18 protein-coding genes are annotated in these 16,090 nt (G+C 70.3%); 6 read left to right on the forward strand and 12 right to left on the reverse strand.

Annotated features, from left to right (window positions below):
• Window positions 1-25: 25 nt before the first annotated feature.
• The 6 genes from AC4IHM_RS07390 (at window position 26) to AC4IHM_RS07415 (ending at window position 2,601) form a co-directional block, all read left to right on the forward strand.
• Window positions 26-583, forward strand: a complete 558-nt coding sequence (locus AC4IHM_RS07390) for a hypothetical protein (protein ID WP_490866288.1) — start codon at window positions 26-28, stop codon at window positions 581-583.
• Window positions 584-679: 96 nt separating this feature from the next.
• On the forward strand, window positions 680-1,441 hold the full coding sequence (locus tag AC4IHM_RS07395; RefSeq protein WP_490866289.1) for an SDR family NAD(P)-dependent oxidoreductase: 762 nt from the start codon (window positions 680-682) through the stop codon (window positions 1,439-1,441).
• Window positions 1,442-1,673: 232 nt separating this feature from the next.
• The gene (locus AC4IHM_RS07400; protein WP_490866290.1) at window positions 1,674-1,829 is read left to right on the forward strand and encodes a hypothetical protein; all 156 of its coding nucleotides are present in this window, start codon (window positions 1,674-1,676) and stop codon (window positions 1,827-1,829) included.
• A gap of 8 nt (window positions 1,830-1,837) precedes the next feature.
• Window positions 1,838-1,966 (forward strand): 3-deoxy-7-phosphoheptulonate synthase, encoded by a 129-nt coding sequence (locus tag AC4IHM_RS07405; RefSeq protein WP_490866291.1) that lies wholly within the window; start codon window positions 1,838-1,840, stop codon window positions 1,964-1,966.
• Complete coding sequence (locus AC4IHM_RS07410; RefSeq protein WP_490866292.1) at window positions 1,960-2,256, forward strand: 3-deoxy-7-phosphoheptulonate synthase; 297 nt, start codon at window positions 1,960-1,962, stop codon at window positions 2,254-2,256. The genes AC4IHM_RS07405 and AC4IHM_RS07410 overlap by 7 nt, the downstream gene beginning before the upstream one ends.
• A gap of 165 nt (window positions 2,257-2,421) precedes the next feature.
• Window positions 2,422-2,601: a hypothetical protein gene (locus AC4IHM_RS07415; protein ID WP_490866293.1), complete on the forward strand. Its 180-nt coding sequence runs from the start codon at window positions 2,422-2,424 to the stop codon at window positions 2,599-2,601.
• Window positions 2,602-3,268: 667 nt separating this feature from the next.
• Here the strand turns inward: AC4IHM_RS07415 and AC4IHM_RS07420 are convergent.
• The 12 genes from AC4IHM_RS07420 to AC4IHM_RS07475 all read right to left on the reverse strand — a co-directional run bounded on the left by AC4IHM_RS07420 (window position 3,269) and on the right by AC4IHM_RS07475 (window position 16,090).
• Window positions 3,269-3,580 (reverse strand): hypothetical protein, encoded by a 312-nt coding sequence (locus tag AC4IHM_RS07420; RefSeq protein WP_490866294.1) that lies wholly within the window; start codon window positions 3,578-3,580, stop codon window positions 3,269-3,271.
• A 745-nt stretch (window positions 3,581-4,325) separates the two neighbouring features.
• Window positions 4,326-5,552, reverse strand: a complete 1,227-nt coding sequence (locus AC4IHM_RS07425; protein ID WP_490866295.1) for a cytochrome P450 family protein — start codon at window positions 5,550-5,552, stop codon at window positions 4,326-4,328.
• A gap of 19 nt (window positions 5,553-5,571) precedes the next feature.
• The gene (locus AC4IHM_RS07430) at window positions 5,572-6,765 is read right to left on the reverse strand and encodes a hypothetical protein (RefSeq protein WP_490866296.1); all 1,194 of its coding nucleotides are present in this window, start codon (window positions 6,763-6,765) and stop codon (window positions 5,572-5,574) included.
• The gene (locus tag AC4IHM_RS07435; RefSeq protein WP_490866297.1) at window positions 6,762-7,388 is read right to left on the reverse strand and encodes a dTDP-4-dehydrorhamnose 3,5-epimerase family protein; all 627 of its coding nucleotides are present in this window, start codon (window positions 7,386-7,388) and stop codon (window positions 6,762-6,764) included. The genes AC4IHM_RS07430 and AC4IHM_RS07435 overlap by 4 nt, the downstream gene beginning before the upstream one ends.
• Entirely contained in the window at window positions 7,348-8,250 is a 903-nt protein-coding gene (rfbD, locus tag AC4IHM_RS07440; RefSeq protein ID WP_490866298.1) for a dTDP-4-dehydrorhamnose reductase, read from the reverse strand. The genes AC4IHM_RS07435 and rfbD overlap by 41 nt, the downstream gene beginning before the upstream one ends.
• On the reverse strand, window positions 8,247-9,224 hold the full coding sequence (rfbB, locus tag AC4IHM_RS07445; protein WP_490866299.1) for a dTDP-glucose 4,6-dehydratase: 978 nt from the start codon (window positions 9,222-9,224) through the stop codon (window positions 8,247-8,249). Before rfbB ends, rfbD begins: the two co-directional genes overlap by 4 nt.
• Window positions 9,221-10,291: a glucose-1-phosphate thymidylyltransferase gene (locus AC4IHM_RS07450; RefSeq protein WP_161255728.1), complete on the reverse strand. Its 1,071-nt coding sequence runs from the start codon at window positions 10,289-10,291 to the stop codon at window positions 9,221-9,223. Before AC4IHM_RS07450 ends, rfbB begins: the two co-directional genes overlap by 4 nt.
• A complete protein-coding gene (locus AC4IHM_RS07455) occupies window positions 10,288-11,745 on the reverse strand; it encodes a hypothetical protein (RefSeq protein ID WP_490866300.1) in 1,458 nt (485 codons plus the stop codon). The genes AC4IHM_RS07450 and AC4IHM_RS07455 overlap by 4 nt, the downstream gene beginning before the upstream one ends.
• Window positions 11,742-12,743, reverse strand: coding sequence for an LLM class flavin-dependent oxidoreductase (locus AC4IHM_RS07460; protein ID WP_490866301.1), 1,002 nt, complete (start codon window positions 12,741-12,743; stop codon window positions 11,742-11,744). The genes AC4IHM_RS07455 and AC4IHM_RS07460 overlap by 4 nt, the downstream gene beginning before the upstream one ends.
• Window positions 12,736-13,599 carry a phytanoyl-CoA dioxygenase family protein gene (locus AC4IHM_RS07465; protein WP_490866302.1) on the reverse strand — a complete coding sequence of 288 codons (864 nt, stop codon included), beginning with the start codon at window positions 13,597-13,599 and terminating at the stop codon, window positions 12,736-12,738. Before AC4IHM_RS07465 ends, AC4IHM_RS07460 begins: the two co-directional genes overlap by 8 nt.
• A 5-nt stretch (window positions 13,600-13,604) precedes the next feature.
• Window positions 13,605-15,263, reverse strand: coding sequence for a nucleotide disphospho-sugar-binding domain-containing protein (locus tag AC4IHM_RS07470; RefSeq protein WP_490866303.1), 1,659 nt, complete (start codon window positions 15,261-15,263; stop codon window positions 13,605-13,607).
• Window positions 15,260-16,090 carry a methyltransferase domain-containing protein gene (locus tag AC4IHM_RS07475; RefSeq protein ID WP_490866304.1) on the reverse strand — a complete coding sequence of 277 codons (831 nt, stop codon included), beginning with the start codon at window positions 16,088-16,090 and terminating at the stop codon, window positions 15,260-15,262. The genes AC4IHM_RS07470 and AC4IHM_RS07475 overlap by 4 nt, the downstream gene beginning before the upstream one ends.

A 16,090-nucleotide genomic window follows, 5' to 3' on the forward strand; every position in this document is an offset into this window, starting at 1 on the left:
CGCCGGGATCACCACGATCTTTTTCATGCTCGCGATGTACTTCCAGGAGGTTCGGGGCTACTCCGCGCTGGAGACGTTGGCGGCGTTCCTGCCCTTCGGGCTGACCCTGGTCGTCAGCGGCGGGTCCGTGGGCAGGCCGGTGCAGCGCTTCGGGCCTCGCGTGGTCCTGGTCGCGGGACTGGCGATCGCCGGTCTGGAGCTCGCGGCGCTGGGTCTGATCGGCACGGGCCCGCCGCACGTCGGCGCGCTGCTGGTCGGTCTTGAGCTCTTCCCCGCCGGGACGGCGCTGGTCTTCGCCGGATCCTCCGTCTCCGCGACCACCGATGTCCCGCGGGACCAGGCGGGCCTCGCCGGCGCCGTGGTCAACACCGCGCTGGAGGCGGGCCCCCGCGATCGGCCTCGCCGTACTGGTCACTCCGGCCACGGGACACACCGCAGAACTGGAACGCACCGGCACGGGTCCGGCGGCCGCCCTGACCTCCGGCTACGGCTTCGCTTTCACGGTCGCCGCGGTGGCCTTGCCGCCGCAGCGGTGTGCGCGCTCTTCCTGCTGCGACCTCGCTCGCCCGAGAACGGCGTCTGAAGCCCCGCCGCCCCGAGCACGGCGGCCCCCGGTCTCCCGCCGCCTCGCGGCACCCTGAATTCCCGTCCGCAACGACACATGTCAAGGAGCACTCCCATGACCGCCCGATTCAAGGACAAGGTCGTCATCGTCACCGGGGCCGGGTCCGGCATCGGCCGGGCCAGCGCCAGGGCCTTCGCGCGTGAGGGCGCCACCGTGGTCGCCGCCGGAGCCCGGCCGGAGTCCATCGAGGAGACCGTGCGACTCGTCGGCGAGGACGGCGGCACCGCCGACGCCCTCGTGGCCGACGTCACCCGGCCCGAAGACATGGCCCGCCTGGTGCGCACCACGGTCGAGCGCCACGGTGGCCTGCACGTCGCGCACAACAACGCGGGCATCTTCGGCAAGCCCACCCCGGTCGGAGACCTGGACCTGTCCGTGTGGCAGTCCGTCCTCGACGTCAACCTCAACGGCGTCCTGATCGGCATGCAGCAGGAGATCGCACACATGAGGGCGCACGGCGGCGGCGCCATCGTCAACACCGCGTCCAACATCGGCTACCACGGGCGCCGCCCCGGCATGGCCGCCTACGCCGCGTCCAAGGCCGCCGTGAGCACCCTCACCCGCGTCGCTGCCCTGGACCACATCAAGGACAACGTGCGCATCAACGCGGTGAGCCCCGGCGCCACGGACACCAGCATGTCGCTGCGCCGAGGGGAGACCGACGCCGACCGTGCGGCCCGGCTGGCCACGACGGTGCCGATCGCCCGCGTCGCCACGACCGACGAGATCGTGGCCGCGGTGCTGTGGCTGGCGTCCGACGAGTCGAGCTTCGTCGTGGGCCACGACCTCGTCGTCGATGGCGGCGTCACCAGCTGATCAGCCGCCCCCGTCCGACGCACGGCGTCCTGGTCCTGTGGCTCGAATGGCCACAGGACCAGGACGCGTTTTCTTTCGAATTCATCCCGGGCCGCCGGAACATGAAGCGGCGGAACATGACGAAGTCACAATTCCTCCCTCCACGAAGATTCCTCAAATCCGCAGAATCGATGAAAGCAACTCACGAGTTCAGCCGAAGAAATCCTTCTTCACCCCCACGAGAGGAACCGTGTTGAACAGCAAGCTCGCTCACATCGAATCGCTGCCTGCTCTCCAGCAGCCCGACTGGCAGGGCCATCCCGAGCGGGAGCGGGTGCGGCGGGAACTGAGCGCGCTGCCGCCGCTCGTCGTGACGTTGCCCGCAACGCGGCCGTACTCGACCTCCTGACGGGTGTCATGCGCGTCAACGCGGGCATGCCCGTGGTGCGCGTGGGCCGGCTCGCCGGTCAGTACGCCAAGCCGCGCTCCAAGCCACCGAAACGGTCCAGGGCGTCGAACCGCCTGTCTTCCGCGGGCACATGGTGAACGACCCGAACCCCGACCCGGTGATGCGGCAGCCCGAGCACGAGGTCATGGAGCACCTCGGCTGGGCCGCCGGTGCCCCACGCGCCCAGGCCCCCGTGTGGACCAGCCACGAGGCCCTTCTGCCCCACTGCGAACTGCCCCTGCCTCGGAGGCAGGACGACGGCGGCCTCCTGCTCACCCCGACGCACTGGCCGTGGATCGGCGAGCGCACTCGGCAGGTGGACGGCGCCCACGTGGCGCTCCTGGCGACCGTACGCGATCCGTGGCCTGCAAGGCCGGACCGAGCATGACGCCCGAGGAACCGCTGCGCCGGTGCGAGCGGCTGGACCCCGGCCGCGTCCCGGGCGGCTGACGCTCATCGCGCGTATGGGAGCCGGTACAGCACCCGGCGTGCTCCCGGCCCTGGTCGCCGCCGTACGCGACGCCGGGCACCCGGCGATCGGTTGTCCGACCCGATGCACTGCAGCACCGAGGCCGGGCCCGACGGCCTGAAGACCCGTTTCGTGAAGACCGTCGTACGTGAGGTCGACGAATTCCAGAAATCTGTGGCACCGGCCGGCAGAATTCTCGGCGGTCTGCATCTGGAACCACCCCGGACGAGGTCACGGAATGCGTTACCGACCCCACTTTCCTGAGTTCTGTCGGAGACAAGTACCTGCTCCCTCAAGAGCACCCCATGCCCGCTTTTCGCCTCAGTGCTCATCGTCCCCCTCGCCGCTCGGGCCGGTGCGAACTCCAGCCCTTCAGATACGGCTGAAGCTCATCCGACGTCGGATCACGCCGAGTCGGCATGCCCGGAAGGTCCAGCAGGGGGTCGATCTCCCGCGCATACGATCGTGCCCACTCCAACGGGTCGATTGCCCGGCCTGCTCGCTCAAGTCCCCGTCCAGTTCAGCGAGACGACGCTCCAGGACATCGCAGTACTCGCCGATCACGAAAGATTCCCGCCGGCGCCCGGCCTCCTCGCGTAGCACCTCGGCGAACTGCTCTCGGACGGCCTGCGCCTTTGCTTCCTCCATCGCGGCACGCCAGCGAGCCCTACGCTCTTCTCTCGCGCGTTCCGCCCCCTCTCTGCGCCGGGCGTCCTCCACCGCCCGCGCCTCGATCTCCCCGAGAACCAACCCCAGAGACCGTTCAAGGGTCCGGTTCCTACGATCCCGCCAGCGGCCCGGCCTGCCGGTCAGCCCATGGGCGACCTCCACGACGAGACGCGCGGACCGCTCCGGATCCATGGACTCGGGAAACTCCAGCCTGATGGTGACCGGATACGCGAAGCCATCGACAACAACGTCCAGCCCACCCTCACGCGAAGAGCAGTCCGACCCGACCTTGCGTTACCTCGCGCCCTCGCCGCACCGCCTCGGCGGCCGGCCCCTGCAGCATCAGAAGGGATCTGCGGCGAAGCGCAGGCGGCATCACCAGCTGCCCCCCGGCGGCCTTGAGGTCAGCCACAACCGGATGAAGGGACACCAACTGCGTGGGGACTCGGACCGCCGGAGCACCCGTCTTCGGTCGCTGGCTGCGGGCATGGGGATGCGGGCCTTCCGCGAGGAAGAACTCCAGCCAGAGCCCGCCATACGGCACCTTCTCGATGCGTTTTCCCTCCGGCTCCATGCCATGGCGCTTCCCGTTAGTTGACGACCCGCCGCCATTCCGCAGTCTCCTCGTCATCGGCATGGGCGAACCGGACGTGTCCTACGGCGAAGAGCCGGTCGTCGGGACGGCCGCCGTGACGGAGGTGGAACCGTCCGGCCTCAGTGACCTCCGCACGGGCAGCGGCGCCGCCCTTGTCCGACGTCAAAAGTCCACGGGCACGCAGGGCATACGCCGAGCGCCACTCCCCCGGCACCCGGGCGCCGGGTCCTCCCCAGCCGCGATCCGCTCAAGAAGTGCGCGCTGCCGTTCGTTCGGAGCAGACCGTCGTTCCACAGCCTCCAGCCCGCACCGCGCATAATGCACACGGACAAAACCCGGGTCAGGCGCCCTTGCCCACGGGCTCCAAAATCGCCACGCACTCCACATGATGAGTCATCGGAAACATGTTGCCCTGGACGTAGGCGGTAGAGCAGCAGGCCAGAGAGGCTTTCGGGTCCCGAATGAGGGCCGGCAGGCGCCCGGAGCGTCACGGCCGTACGTCGGTTCGGCACGAGCTCCTCGCTCTGCTCCAGCGCCCGTTCGACCTGAGTGGCGTTCATCCAGCCGGCCGGCTTGGCCGCGGGCACTGTGGTCCCGGCGACTCCGTCGTCCCAGTGGGCGGCGGGCGAGCCGCGGAAGGGCTCGGTGAGGGCGTGGCGCAGAGCCGGCTCTGCGCCGGGGCCGTGGTCGGACGTTCCGTCGCGGCGGCCGCGGGTCAACGCCGTCACCGGCCCTCGAAGATCAAGGGAAGGGCCAGCGGTCCTCTGATCATCGCGCCGCGCTGCCATTCGATGGATTCCGCCGGTACGGCGGGCGAGAAGTCCGGGAAGCGGGCCAGTACGGCGCGCAGCGCCGCGACCGTCTCCATCTTCGCCAGCTGCGCGCCCAGGCAGAAGTGGATTCCCCGCCCGAAGGAGAGGTGCCGGGCCGCTTCCGCCCTGCGGATGTCCAGGCGCCCCGGGTCGGGGAAGGTGTCCGGGTCCATGTTCGCCGCCGCCACCCCCACCATCACGCCCTCGCCCTCGCGGATGTCCGTGCCGGCGAGCTCCAGGTCGTGGGCGGCGTACCGCCAGGGTGCGAGCTTGACCGGGGAGGTGTAACGCAGCAGCTCCTCCGCAGCGTTGGGGAGCAGCTCGGGGTGGTCGGCCAGGTCCCGGCGCAGCTCCGGGTTCAGGGCCAGTCCGAGCAGCGACATGCTCAGCAGGTGGGCGGTCGACTCGTGCCCCGCGAGGATCAGCATGAAGAGCGTGCCGATGATCTCCTCCAGGCTCAGGCCGTCCTCCTCGTCCTGGGAGGCGACCATGGCGCTGGCCAGGTCGTCGCCGGGCTCACGTCGTTTGAGGGCGACCAGGTCCTCCAGGTGTTCCATGGCCTCCTGCGCGCACTGGACGTACGCGTCGCCGTCGGCGGCGTGGCCGGCGTTGAGCACCCGGGCCCAGCGCTGCACCCGCAGTCGGCTCTCCTCGCTGTCCGGCACCCCAAGCAGGTCGCAGACGATGCGCAAGGGGTACGGGGAGCAGAACGCGCTCACGATGTCCACGGGCTCGCGCGAGGGCAGCGCGTCCACCATCGCGACCGCACGGCTCTCCACGTCCGCCAGCCTGCGGCCGATGCGGGCGGCACTGAAGGGACGCGCCACCAGCCTTCGTACCCGGGTGTGCTCGGGCGGGTCCATCTCCAGGATGTTGCGGAACAACACCGTCCGAAGCCGGTCGGGCAATCGGGAGAGGATGCCGCGGGAGCGCTTGCCGAACCGGAGCGGGTCCTTGATCAGCGAAGGGTTCGCCAGTGCCGCCACGGCGTCCTCGTACCGCGTCACGAGCCATGCCTGCGATCCGCTCGGCAGCGTGATCCGGTGGATGGAGCCGTCGGCGTGCAGTTGCCGGTAGGTGGGCCTGGGATCGCTCTCCCATTCCCGGGAGAACAGCGGGGAAACCTGTGCTGCCGTCACGTGCCTCATCCCTTTCGATTCACCGGAGGCCTTCGACTCCGAGAAGTTCCGGAGCCTCGCGCAGCACAGAGGCGATCGGGCTTCCCTCCTCGTTCCGACCTTTGTCGATAAAAGCGAGATTGTGGTAGAAGTGAATTCCCTTGATCGACCGGTCGGTCGGCTTGGGAACCCGCGTCTCGCTCCTGAGAAATTCTTCGTGATTGAGCCCGTCCACCATTTCCTTGAGGAATCCCACGGTGAACTCGGGAGCGTTCAGATCGTCTTCCGATCCCTCGAAGAGCTGCGGCCAGTACGATCCGTGAAGATCCTCGACGACATAGATGCCGTCCTCGGCGAGACAGGGGAAGAGCGTCTTGAAAGCGGTGATGACATGCGGGCTCATATGACTGCCGTCGTCGATGACGATGTCGAAGGGGCCGTATTTTTCGGCCATCGAGCGGAGTGCTTCGGGGTCGGACTGGTCCGCCTGGATCGTGGTGATGCGGGGCCGGTCGAGCGCCCGCTTGTCGGCGATGTCCACGCCATACATGAGTCCGCGCGGAAAGAATTCCTTCCACATGCTCAGCGAGCCGCCGCCCGCTTCGGTGTCGCCGTATCCGCCGACGCCGATCTCGCATATTTTCAGGCGCCGGTCACGCAGGGGACCGAAGTGGCGCTGGTAGTGCTGCGTGTACTGGTGCAGGAAACTCCATTTGTCCGTACCGTGCCGGACCGCGAGTTCCGTCAGACGGGCCGGCTGGTCGCGGTCGAGTACCTGCACGACACGCTGCACCACCGCATGGAAAAGACGGGGGACGGCCGGGCCGTTCACCAGTCGGGGAACCATCGTGCGCGGACTCGGCCAGCGGATTTCCCGGCCGGCCGAGGACACGCGCTCACGCGGCCCGTACAGGGCGAGCGCCGTCTCGCACACGTCCTGGACGATCACCGTCGGGGGAAGGTCGGCAGGGTGGGCGGCCCTGGCGATCTCCACGCCCTTGGGTCCCACGGAGACGAGTACGGACGTCTCCTGGCCACCGTGCGTCAGCGTGATGACGAGGGAACCCTCCCCGGCGCCCTCCGCCGCGGCGAGCTCGTCGAGGTGCGCGCGGAACAGCACCTCGTTGATCAGAGTCGCGGCCACGGTGCGCAGGCCGGCCGCTTCCACCGTCGCGGCCACGTCGGCCCGGCCGCGGTCCGCCGCTTCGATGAGGGCGTCTGTCATGTCGGTCATGCCGGCCTCCGTGTCCCGGTGGTGAGTGACCCGGTCGTGAGCGTCCCGGCACCCGGTGTCCCGGTCGGCAGCAGCCCCTGCGCCCGTGCCTCGGCGAGGGCGGGGGCGAAGCGGTCCTGATCGGACAGGACAGGCGTCAGGGGCCAGTCGATGCCCAGCCACGGATCGAGCGGATTGATGGCGCGCGCCCGCCCCGGCTCATACTCGGTGGAGGACAGGTAGACGACGACGGCGTTGTCGCTGAGCGCCATGAACGCGTGGCCGAGGTCCTCGGACAGATGGACGGTCGCCGGGCTCTCGCTGTCCAGCCGCACCGCGTGCCACTGCCCGTACGTGCGAGAGCCGGTCCGGATGTCGACGGCCACGTCGAGCACCGCCCCGTGCACACACGCGACGCTCTTGGCCTGGCCCGGGGCGGCGAAATGGATGCCCCGGATACTGCCGCGCCTGGAGACCGTGCAATTCGCCTGGGCGACGGAAGGGGCATGTCCGGTCAACTGCCGGAAACGCGAGGCGCGGAACCATTCGCGGAGGCTGCCCCTGTCGTCCGGGTGGACGGAAGACCTCTCGATCCGAAGGCCCTCAATTCCCGATGGATTCACGCGTTCTTCCTTTCTGCGCATGGGCCTCCTGAAGGAGGGGGAAGGCGGCGTGCAGGGCGCTGCGCCAGTGCCGCAGCGGAGGGATCCCCGCCTGGTCCCAGCGGCCGTGGCCCAGCGCGCTGTAGCCGGGGCGCGCGGCCGGGAGCCCGAATTCGCCGCTGGTGACGGGCAGCACCCGCGAGGGGTCCGCGCCCAGGAGCCGGAAGACCTCCTGGGCGAGACCGTGCCACGAGACCTCCCCGCTGCTGGTGCCGTGGTAGATGCCCGGCGGGGCGGTGCCGGCCTCGGCGGCGCCGGCGAGGCGGGTGAGGAGTCCGGCCAGGTCGTCGGCCCAGGTGGGCTGGCCCGTCTGGTCGTTGACGACCCGCACGCTCTCGCGCGTGCGCTCCAGGCCGATCATCGTGTCCACGAAGTTGCGGCCGCCGACGCCGTACAGCCAGGCCGCGCGCACCACGTACCCGGTGTCGGGGAGCGTGTCCAGCACCGCGCTCTCCGCGGCGGCCTTGGTGCGCCCGTACGTGTTGATCGGATCCGTCGGAGCGTCCTCGGGGTACAGGGTGCGGGAGAGGCCGGAGAAGACGTAGTCGCTGGACAACTGCAGAAGGATCGCCCCGTTCCGGCGGCACGCCCGAGCGAGGTTGCGCGTGCCCGTCGCATTGACGCGCCACGCCGGGTCGGGGTCCTTCTCCGCGGCGTCGGTGGCCGTCCAGGCCGCGCAGTTGATGACCACCCGGGGCCGGTGGTGCGCGATCGCCCCGTCCACCGCGTCCGCGTCCCTGATGTCCAGGTCCCGGCGGTCGAGTGCGACCACGTGCTCGTCCTCGCAGTGGCGGACGAGGTGCCGGCCCAGCATCCCGCCCGCCCCGGTCACCAGCCGGCTCATCGGGCGACTGCTTCCGTGAGCGGCTTCCACCAGTGCGGGTGATCGCGGTACCAGCGCACCGTCTCCTCCAGCGCGGTGGTGAGGTCCCTGGCCGTCCGGTAGCCCAGCTCGGCCCGGATCTTGCCGTCGTCGACGGCGTACCGCTGGTCATGTCCCCTGCGGTCCGGCACCTGGTCGACCATCTCCCAGCCGTAGCCGCAGCACTCCAGAAGCCGCCCGGTGAGTTCCTTGTTGGTCAGGGCGGTACCACCCCCGATGTTGTAGATCTCGCCGGGAGCACCTTGGGTGCGCACCAGTTCGATGCCGCGGACGTGGTCCTCGACGTGCAGCCAGTCCCGCACGTGGCTGCCGTCCCCGAACAGCGGAACCGTGCGGCCGCTCAACAGGCGGGTGACGAAACGGGGAATGAGCTTCTCGGGGTGCTGGTGGGTGCCGTAGTTGTTGCTGCAGCGGGTGACGCGTACATCCAGCCCATAGGTGCGGTGGTACGCGAGCGCCATCAGGTCGGACGCGGCCTTGGACGCGGCGTACGGGGACGAGGGCCGCAGCGGAGCGGTCTCGCTCGCCGCGCCCGACGGGAGGGAGCCGTACACCTCGTCGGTGGAGATGTGCACGAAGCGTTCCACACCATGGCGCCGCGCCGCGTCGAGCAGTGTCTGGGTGCCGACGACGTTGGTCTCGGTGAAGTCCCTGCCGTCGGCGATCGACCGGTCCACGTGCGACTCGGCCGCGAAGTGGACGATCTGGTCGCTCTCGGCCACCAGCCGGTCCACGACGGCGACATCGCGTATGTCTCCGTGGACGAACCGGAACCCCCGGTGGGCTTCCGCCGGCTGGAGGTTGTCCCGGTTGCCCGCGTATGTCAGCGCGTCCAGCACGGTGAAGCACGCGGCCGGGTCCCGCAGCAACGTGCGCGTGTAGTGGGAGCCGATGAAGCCGGCGCCCCCGGTCACCAGAATCCTGGGCGGCGTCATGACGGTATCTGCACTCTGCTGTTGTCGCCCAGGACGAGCCGGTGCACCGCGGGCGTGCGCGGGGACCGCCCGACCTCCACGTCCCGGCCGATCAGTGACTCCTCGATCCGCCGCACGCCTGTCACCAGGCAGCCCCGGAGCACGATGGAGTAACTGATCTCGCTGTCCTCGACGCGGCAGTCCTCGGAGACGGAGGTGTACGGGCCGATGTAGGAGCCGATGACCTCGGTTCCCGGTCCGATGACGGCGGGGCCGACGACCCGGCTGGCGATGACCTTGGCCCCGGCCTCGATCCGGACGCGGCCGATGACCGTGCTGGCCTCGTCCACGTATCCCTCCTGGACGGCGTCGACGGTCTCCAGGACGGAACGGTTGGCCTCCAGCATGTCCGGCACGTTCCCGGTGTCCTTCCAGTAGCCGGAGATGACGGACGAGTGAACCCTCCTGCCGTGGTCGATGAGCCACTGGATGGCGTCGGTGATCTCCAGTTCTCCGCGCGCGGACGGCCGGATCGATTCCACGGCCTCGTGGATGAGCGGTGTGAACAGGTAGATCCCTGCCAGCGCCAGCTCGCTCTTCGGATGCCGTGGTTTCTCCTCCAGCCCGACGACGCGGCCGGTCTCGTCCAGTTCGGCCACGCCGAAGGCGGTCGGATCGGCCACCCGGCTCAGCAGGATCTGCGCATCGCGGTCTCCGCACGTACGGAAGTCGTCGACGACCTCGGTGATGCCGCCGAGCAGGAAATTGTCGCCCAGATACATCACGAAGTCGTCGTCGGCGAGGAAGTCCCTGGCCACGGCGACCGCGTGGGCCAGCCCCAGCGGACGGTCCTGGTGGATGTACGTGAAGTGCAGACCGAAGAGAGATCCGTCGCCGATGGCGGCGGTGATGGCGTCGGCCGTGTCCCCGACGATCACACCGACGTCGGTGATGCCGGCCGCGGCGATGGCTTCCAGCCCGTAGAACAGCACCGGTTTGCCGGCGACGGGGACGAGTTGTTTGGCGGACGTGTGCGTGATGGGACGCATGCGGGTGCCGGATCCGCCTGCGAGGACAAGGGCCTTCACTGTGCCTCCTCAACCTGATGGGCCTCGATGAGGGCGTGGGCGGCCGCGGGGTCCGCGAGGGGCACCACGATGGTGGTGACCGGCCGCAGGACGCCCATGCGGGCGGGCACCTCGACCGGTTCACCGAGATGGAGTTCGAGGGCGCCCGACGCCCGGCCCGGTACGCGGAATGCGTCCTCGGCCGGCCGGTGGTCGGGCTGCTCCGCCGCCCGGACCCGGCTGACGGCCGTGAGAGGGATCCGCGTGCTGTGGTGCAGGCCCCAGCGCAGGACGACGTCGTCCCGGCCCAGGGTGTGCGGTCGCACCCTGCCCGCCACGGCGAAGGCGGCAGCCGCGGCGGCCGCGTACAGCAGGGCGATGGTCCCGGCGATGGTGAGCGCGCTCACCCCTGCCAGGGTGAGCAGCGATACCCCGCCCGCCGCGAGCAGGACCGCCAGGGCACCGGACTGCCAGGCGAAGCCGACCCGGCCCAGGGGGGTGTCGCGGGGCCCGGCCTGGGTACGGAAGGTGACGGCCCGGGCGAGGATTCCCCATACGGAGACCTCGTGGCGCACCATCTCCGCGATCGGCGGCGGCATCAGGGAGTAGAACGCCTCGCCGAGGGCGGCCCGCCGCCCGAGGCCGGTCCGCCGGAGCCCGCGGTACTGGTTGATGAACGCAACGCCGAAGACCAGGCCCAGCACGGACAGGGTGCCTTCGGTGACCACGAGGATGCCGGCGGCGATGCGCCAGTCCAGCAGCCCGGTCGTCACCAGGACGATCTCGATCAGCAGCACGAGGAGTCCGGCCCACCGCAGGCGGCGCAGCCACGTCGGCACCTGGCCGGGGGCCTTGGTCGGCGGCCGGGCGGTCTCCTGCTCCTGTGCTTGCTCGTTGCCCTCCAGTGCGTTGCGGATCGAGGTCACGGCGGCGGGAGGATCGGTCACGTGAATGCGGATCTCCCGCACCTCTCCGACGGTCTTGCCCGCTTCGAGCCGGGCGGGCTCGTGCAGTTTCAGCACCAGGTTGGTGGTGGACATGACCGGGACCGATAACACGCCCTCGTTGATCGCGGCCGTCCGCTGCTGGTCGGAGACGGTGCGCCGCACGACCACCTCCTCGATCAGGCTGAGCGGCACGCGCGCGTGGAAGGAGGCCCCGTAGGAAACCGTGAGCACCCCGCCCCCCACCCGGTGCGGGTAGGCCCTCAGCGCGACGGCGAAGCCGGTCATCAGGTAGGCGGCGGCGAGCCCGGCGGCCAGCGCCACCACGCGGGCCCACGGGGCGGACAGCATCAGGTCGACCAGGACGATTTCCACGGCGGACAGGAAGAGGATCACGCCCACGCCGACGGCGCTGTCATCTTGGCTGGGAATCGCCGTTCCAGCCTCACCCCTGCCCAGTGCCTTCCACGGCGCCCGTGCGGCCGCGCCGATGCTCGCCCCTCCCCCGGTGATCAATTTCGCGTCGCTCACGGTGTTTCCTCCATCCGAGGCTCCGCCGCCACCCGGCACGCCGCGGTGATCTCCAGCAGGTCCCGCAGAGCTTCCGCAGGGCCCTCTGCCACGAGCACACAGGGGTTGAGCACCACCTCGTCGATGCCAACGGCCCAGTACTTGCCGACATTTGAAGCGATTTCGTCAGCAGTACCCACAAGTACCACACCGTGATCGACGAGCTTCCGGGCGATGTCCTGATCGTTTCCGGTCAGCGACAGCCCCGCCGCGGCCAGTGCCCCCTGGTAATGAGGGCTGCTCAGATGGTTGCCGGTGGCCAGCCGGACGGCACGCGCCACGTCCCGGCCGGGCCGCCGTACGACGACGTGGACGACACTGACCACACTGGGGCCCGGTTCCCCTCCGCCGAGCACCGGCAGCAGGGTGTCCCGTACGTACGACAGCGGGGTCATCCAGGTGAGCGCCACGTCCGCGTGCTCCGCCGCCAGCCGGGCCATCCCGGACCGGAGCACGCCAAGACCCGTCTCCACCGCGGGGACGTCGGCCAGCGAGGGGTCGAGCCGGGTGGCGGCGGTGGCGTCCGCTTCCCGCTCCTCCCCGGGCGCACCCTTGAGCAGCCGAGAGACCGTGGTGAGGTACTCCCGCGCGGCCTTCAACGGGCTGTCGTAGGGCACGCCGTTCAACGCCCGCTGGAACGCCGGCGTACCGGTGCCGAAGACCGCGGTGAGCGGTTTGCCCGACAGCGCCGCCAGCGACCGGGCCGCGACCGCCGCCTGGTAGGGGTGGGCCAGCGGCATGAGGGACAGGCCCACGCCGAGGGCCGGGCTGATGCCCTGTCCGAGCAGGTAGGCGAGTGTCTGGTGGGTGTCCAGGGTGAGGGACTGGCCCATCCAGAGCCGATTCGCCTGCTGGGCGGCGAGCCGGGCGAAGGGTGCGAGATGCCGGGGGGCGCGCGGCTGGAGCGGGTAGTAGACGCCCACCCGCCCCCCGCGCGGCCGGTCGGCCGGGTCAGCCATGGGTCAGGGCCCCCGACTTCTTGCGCTCCTCCTCCGCCGCCTGGAGACGGACCATGCGCATCCGGACGGCGTCGCTGCACAGGGCCAGGGCCTGGTCGCCCAGGTCGTCCTGCGGGGCCTGTTCGAGGACGAAGTGCCCGTGGGTGTCCTCCCCCTGGACCAGCAGCGCCGAGTCCTGGCCGCGGCTGGGGCGCACCGAGGGCGCCAGGTAGTCGATGGCGAAGGCCACCCGGGTCTCGTCGGTCCTGTTCAGACCGGATCCGTGCACCACCAGCATGTTGTGCAGCGAGCACTGTCCCGGCCTCAGCACCACGTCGTGCCGTTCGAACTCCGACTCGTCGAAGGCGGCTTCGTCGCCGCGCATCATGCCCTTGAGTCCGGACGTCCTGCGGTGCGTGCGTATGCCGTCGCGGTGCGTTCCCGCGGCGAAGCGCAGGGTGCCGTTCTCCACGGACGTGGGTGTCAGGGCGAGCCAGACCCGGAAGGCCGCCAGCCGGCCGTCGGAGTCCAGGTCGTAGGTGAGCGCGTCCTGGTGCCAGGCGAGGTCGGTCGCGCCGCCGGGTTCCTTGACGAAGATCTGGGTTGCCCACACCAGGATGTCGGGGCCGAGCATGCTCTCGGCGATCTCCAGCAGCGCCGGGTGCCGCACCAGGCGGTGCGCCCACCGTGCCAGCAGATGGACCTTCGGCCCGAAGGCGAGTGCGGCCCGCGCGCCACCCAGGCGCCGGCAATCGGCCAGGTGCTGGAGCACGGTGTCCCGCAGCTCGGCGGCCTCACTCTCCGTAAGGGCTTCCACGGGAAAGAAGAAGCCGTTCTTCTCGAACCCCTCGGTCTGTCGCTGTGTCAGCGTCGGCATTGCTTTCACCTTTCACCCATGGTGCGCAGCAGCTGTTCGGCGGCGCGGGCGGGGGCCGGCGCCGCGTCGTTCTCGTCCCGCAGGACGGCCGCCGACTTCGCGTACCGGGGGTCGCCGAGAACGTCCTCGACGGCCCGGACGAGCTCTCCGTCACCCGCCAGGGCCGCGGGCACGGGGACCAGTCGCCCCGCCCCCAGCTCTTCGAGCCGCCGTGCGTTGTCCGTCTGGTCCAGGACCGAGGGGCAGACCACCTGCGGGACTCCGTGCGCCAGCGCGGCCATCGTGGTGCCCGATCCGCCGTGGTGGACGATCAGGTCGCAGTGCTGCACGGCCAGTCCGATGGGCAGCCACCGCACCGCTTTCGCCCGCTGGGCGAGTTCCTGCGGCACGGTCCCCGGGCGGGCCGCCACCACCACTTCGACGTCCGGCCGTGCCGTCGCGTCGAGCGTCCGCTCCAGCAACTGGTGGGCCTCGGGCCCCTGCGACACGATGGTGCCCAGCGTGATGAGCACCCGCCGGGGCCGGTCCCTGTCCGTCAGCCAGGCCGGCACCGCCGAGGGCCCGTTGTACGGGACGTAGCGCGTACGTATCCCGGACGGCGCCCCGGCGCTCTGGAACCCCGGCGGACACGGGTCGATCACCACGTCCGGCACCGATCCCATCCCCGGCCACGCCTCGTGCCACGCGCCGAAGACATGCCGTGCGGCGCTCGTCCGGGGTTCCGTCGGCAGGAATCCGCCGATCCAGTGCTCCGCGTGGGCCAGCCCGTGTTCGGCCGCGGCGCGCCGCCCGGTGAAGTCCATCGGGTCGGAGATCACCAGGTGCGGCCGCCACCCGTCAACGATCCTTTCGACGTCCCCCGCCATGGCGTTCGCGATGCGCGCGAGTCGCCGGTACGTGCCGGTCGTGTGGTCGTCGTCAATGTCGTCGCGCGCGTCGAGGGCCTGTTCCTCCGACACCGGAGCGGTGGCGACGGCGGCCAGCCCGGCCTGCAGCACCGTGTTCACGAAGAACGCCGGCACCACGACCCGTACGTCGTGCCCGGCACTGCGCAGGGCCCACAGCATCGGCACCATGGGGAAGAAGTGGCCGACGGCCGGGCTCGGGGTGGCCATGATCCGCAAGGGCTTCACGGGCGCTCCTCCAGAGACGTCTTCCCCGCCGGCGACCTCGACGAGCCGCCGCTCGAAGACGTCCAGCGGCTCCAGTCCCACCCGCCGGCGGCGGTCGTCGAGCGTTTCCGGGTCCTCCACCGGCAGCCGCCGGTACTGCCCCCGCTCGTTACGGGTGTACTGGGTGCCGTAGCGCAGGGGCACTTTGGCGTGCAGGTGGATGCGGTCGGTCAGGTAGGCGACATGTGCGGGGTCCGCGTCACCGGCGTCGACGGCTTCGACGAGACAGCCGAGGGCGAAGCGCTGGAGCTTCCGGTCACGCGTGGCGTGCTGGACGATGACCATCGCGTCGGCGGATCCCTTCTCGCCGACGAGGGTGTGGCCCGGCCAGCCGTGGGCTTGCAGGACGTCCCACAGGAAGCGCTCGTTGTCGGCCGCGACCCGCATCCAGCGGTCAACGTCCTGTGCCGTCTTGCCCGGGACCTTGGCCAGCTCCTGGTCGCGCACGGCGCATTCCCGCAACCGTGCGGCGAGGGCGGGGTCGGCGGTCACCGGAGTGTCTCGGCGACGATGAATTCCCGCATGGTGGCGGGCGACGTGGTGTCGCGGGCTTCCGGGTCCCGGTGGGCCGCGGCCACGGTCAGACCGTGCCGGCCCAGTTCCGCCGTGACGCTCTCGGTGCTGTCGATCCAGAACCTGAATCCGGTCAGATGGCGCGTGGTACGCCCTTCGCCGTCCGTCAACTCGGCGCTCATGTTGGTGAACTGGGTCCGGTCGGCGGGCCGGCGCAACATCCCGACCAGCACGAAGCCGGAGCGCTCACGCAGCCGGATCGGCACCGTGAACACCTTCTCGGACTCCTGCTCGTCCGGCTGGGCCGGGGCGTGGTCGAACAACAACCGCCCGCCCGGGGCGAGATGACGTGTCACCGCGCGCAGCAGAGCCGTGCGCGCTTCACCGTCGAACAGCGTCACGCTCAGCCCGCCGATCACCACCGCGTCGAAGACCCGGTCGAGGTCGAGGGTGGTCACATCCGCGTGTACGAAGGTCATCCGGTCGGTGACGCCGAACTCCGCGGCCCGCTTCTGGGCCGCGGCCAGCTGTATGGGCGAGATGTCCACGGCGGTGACCTCGTGTCTCGCGCGGGCGAGTTCGACCGCCGACCGGCCACCGCCGCAGCACAGGTCGAGCACCCTGCCCGGACCGGCGGGCACCGCCTGTTCGGCGAACCAGGTGTTGTCCTGTTCGGCCTGGTTGACGATCTTCGTGTAGAACATGCCCAGAATTCCGTCGAAGGGGTCGACGAGCTTCGTGTTCGGCAGATCGAGTGCGCCGATTCCCGCGAACGGGCCGAAGAGGTCCTTGGAAATGTCCGCCAT

Source organism: Streptomyces sp. SL06 (genome assembly GCF_058244745.1).

Coding starts and splice junctions, on each gene's coding strand:
- AC4IHM_RS07390 (WP_490866288.1), top strand. CDS start 26: ATGCTCGCGATGTACTTCCAGGAGGTTCGGGGCTACTCCGCGCTGGAG.
- AC4IHM_RS07395 (WP_490866289.1), top strand. CDS start 680: ATGACCGCCCGATTCAAGGACAAGGTCGTCATCGTCACCGGGGCCGGG.
- AC4IHM_RS07405 (WP_490866291.1), top strand. CDS start 1,838: ATGCGCGTCAACGCGGGCATGCCCGTGGTGCGCGTGGGCCGGCTCGCC.
- AC4IHM_RS07410 (WP_490866292.1), top strand. CDS start 1,960: ATGGTGAACGACCCGAACCCCGACCCGGTGATGCGGCAGCCCGAGCAC.
- AC4IHM_RS07415 (WP_490866293.1), top strand. CDS start 2,422: ATGCACTGCAGCACCGAGGCCGGGCCCGACGGCCTGAAGACCCGTTTC.
- AC4IHM_RS07420 (WP_490866294.1), bottom strand. CDS start 3,580: ATGGAGCCGGAGGGAAAACGCATCGAGAAGGTGCCGTATGGCGGGCTC.
- AC4IHM_RS07430 (WP_490866296.1), bottom strand. CDS start 6,765: ATGACCGACATGACAGACGCCCTCATCGAAGCGGCGGACCGCGGCCGG.
- AC4IHM_RS07435 (WP_490866297.1), bottom strand. CDS start 7,388: ATGCGCAGAAAGGAAGAACGCGTGAATCCATCGGGAATTGAGGGCCTT.
- rfbD (WP_490866298.1), bottom strand. CDS start 8,250: ATGAGCCGGCTGGTGACCGGGGCGGGCGGGATGCTGGGCCGGCACCTC.
- rfbB (WP_490866299.1), bottom strand. CDS start 9,224: ATGACGCCGCCCAGGATTCTGGTGACCGGGGGCGCCGGCTTCATCGGC.
- AC4IHM_RS07460 (WP_490866301.1), bottom strand. CDS start 12,743: ATGGCTGACCCGGCCGACCGGCCGCGCGGGGGGCGGGTGGGCGTCTAC.
- AC4IHM_RS07465 (WP_490866302.1), bottom strand. CDS start 13,599: ATGCCGACGCTGACACAGCGACAGACCGAGGGGTTCGAGAAGAACGGC.
- AC4IHM_RS07475 (WP_490866304.1), bottom strand. CDS start 16,090: ATGGCGGACATTTCCAAGGACCTCTTCGGCCCGTTCGCGGGAATCGGC.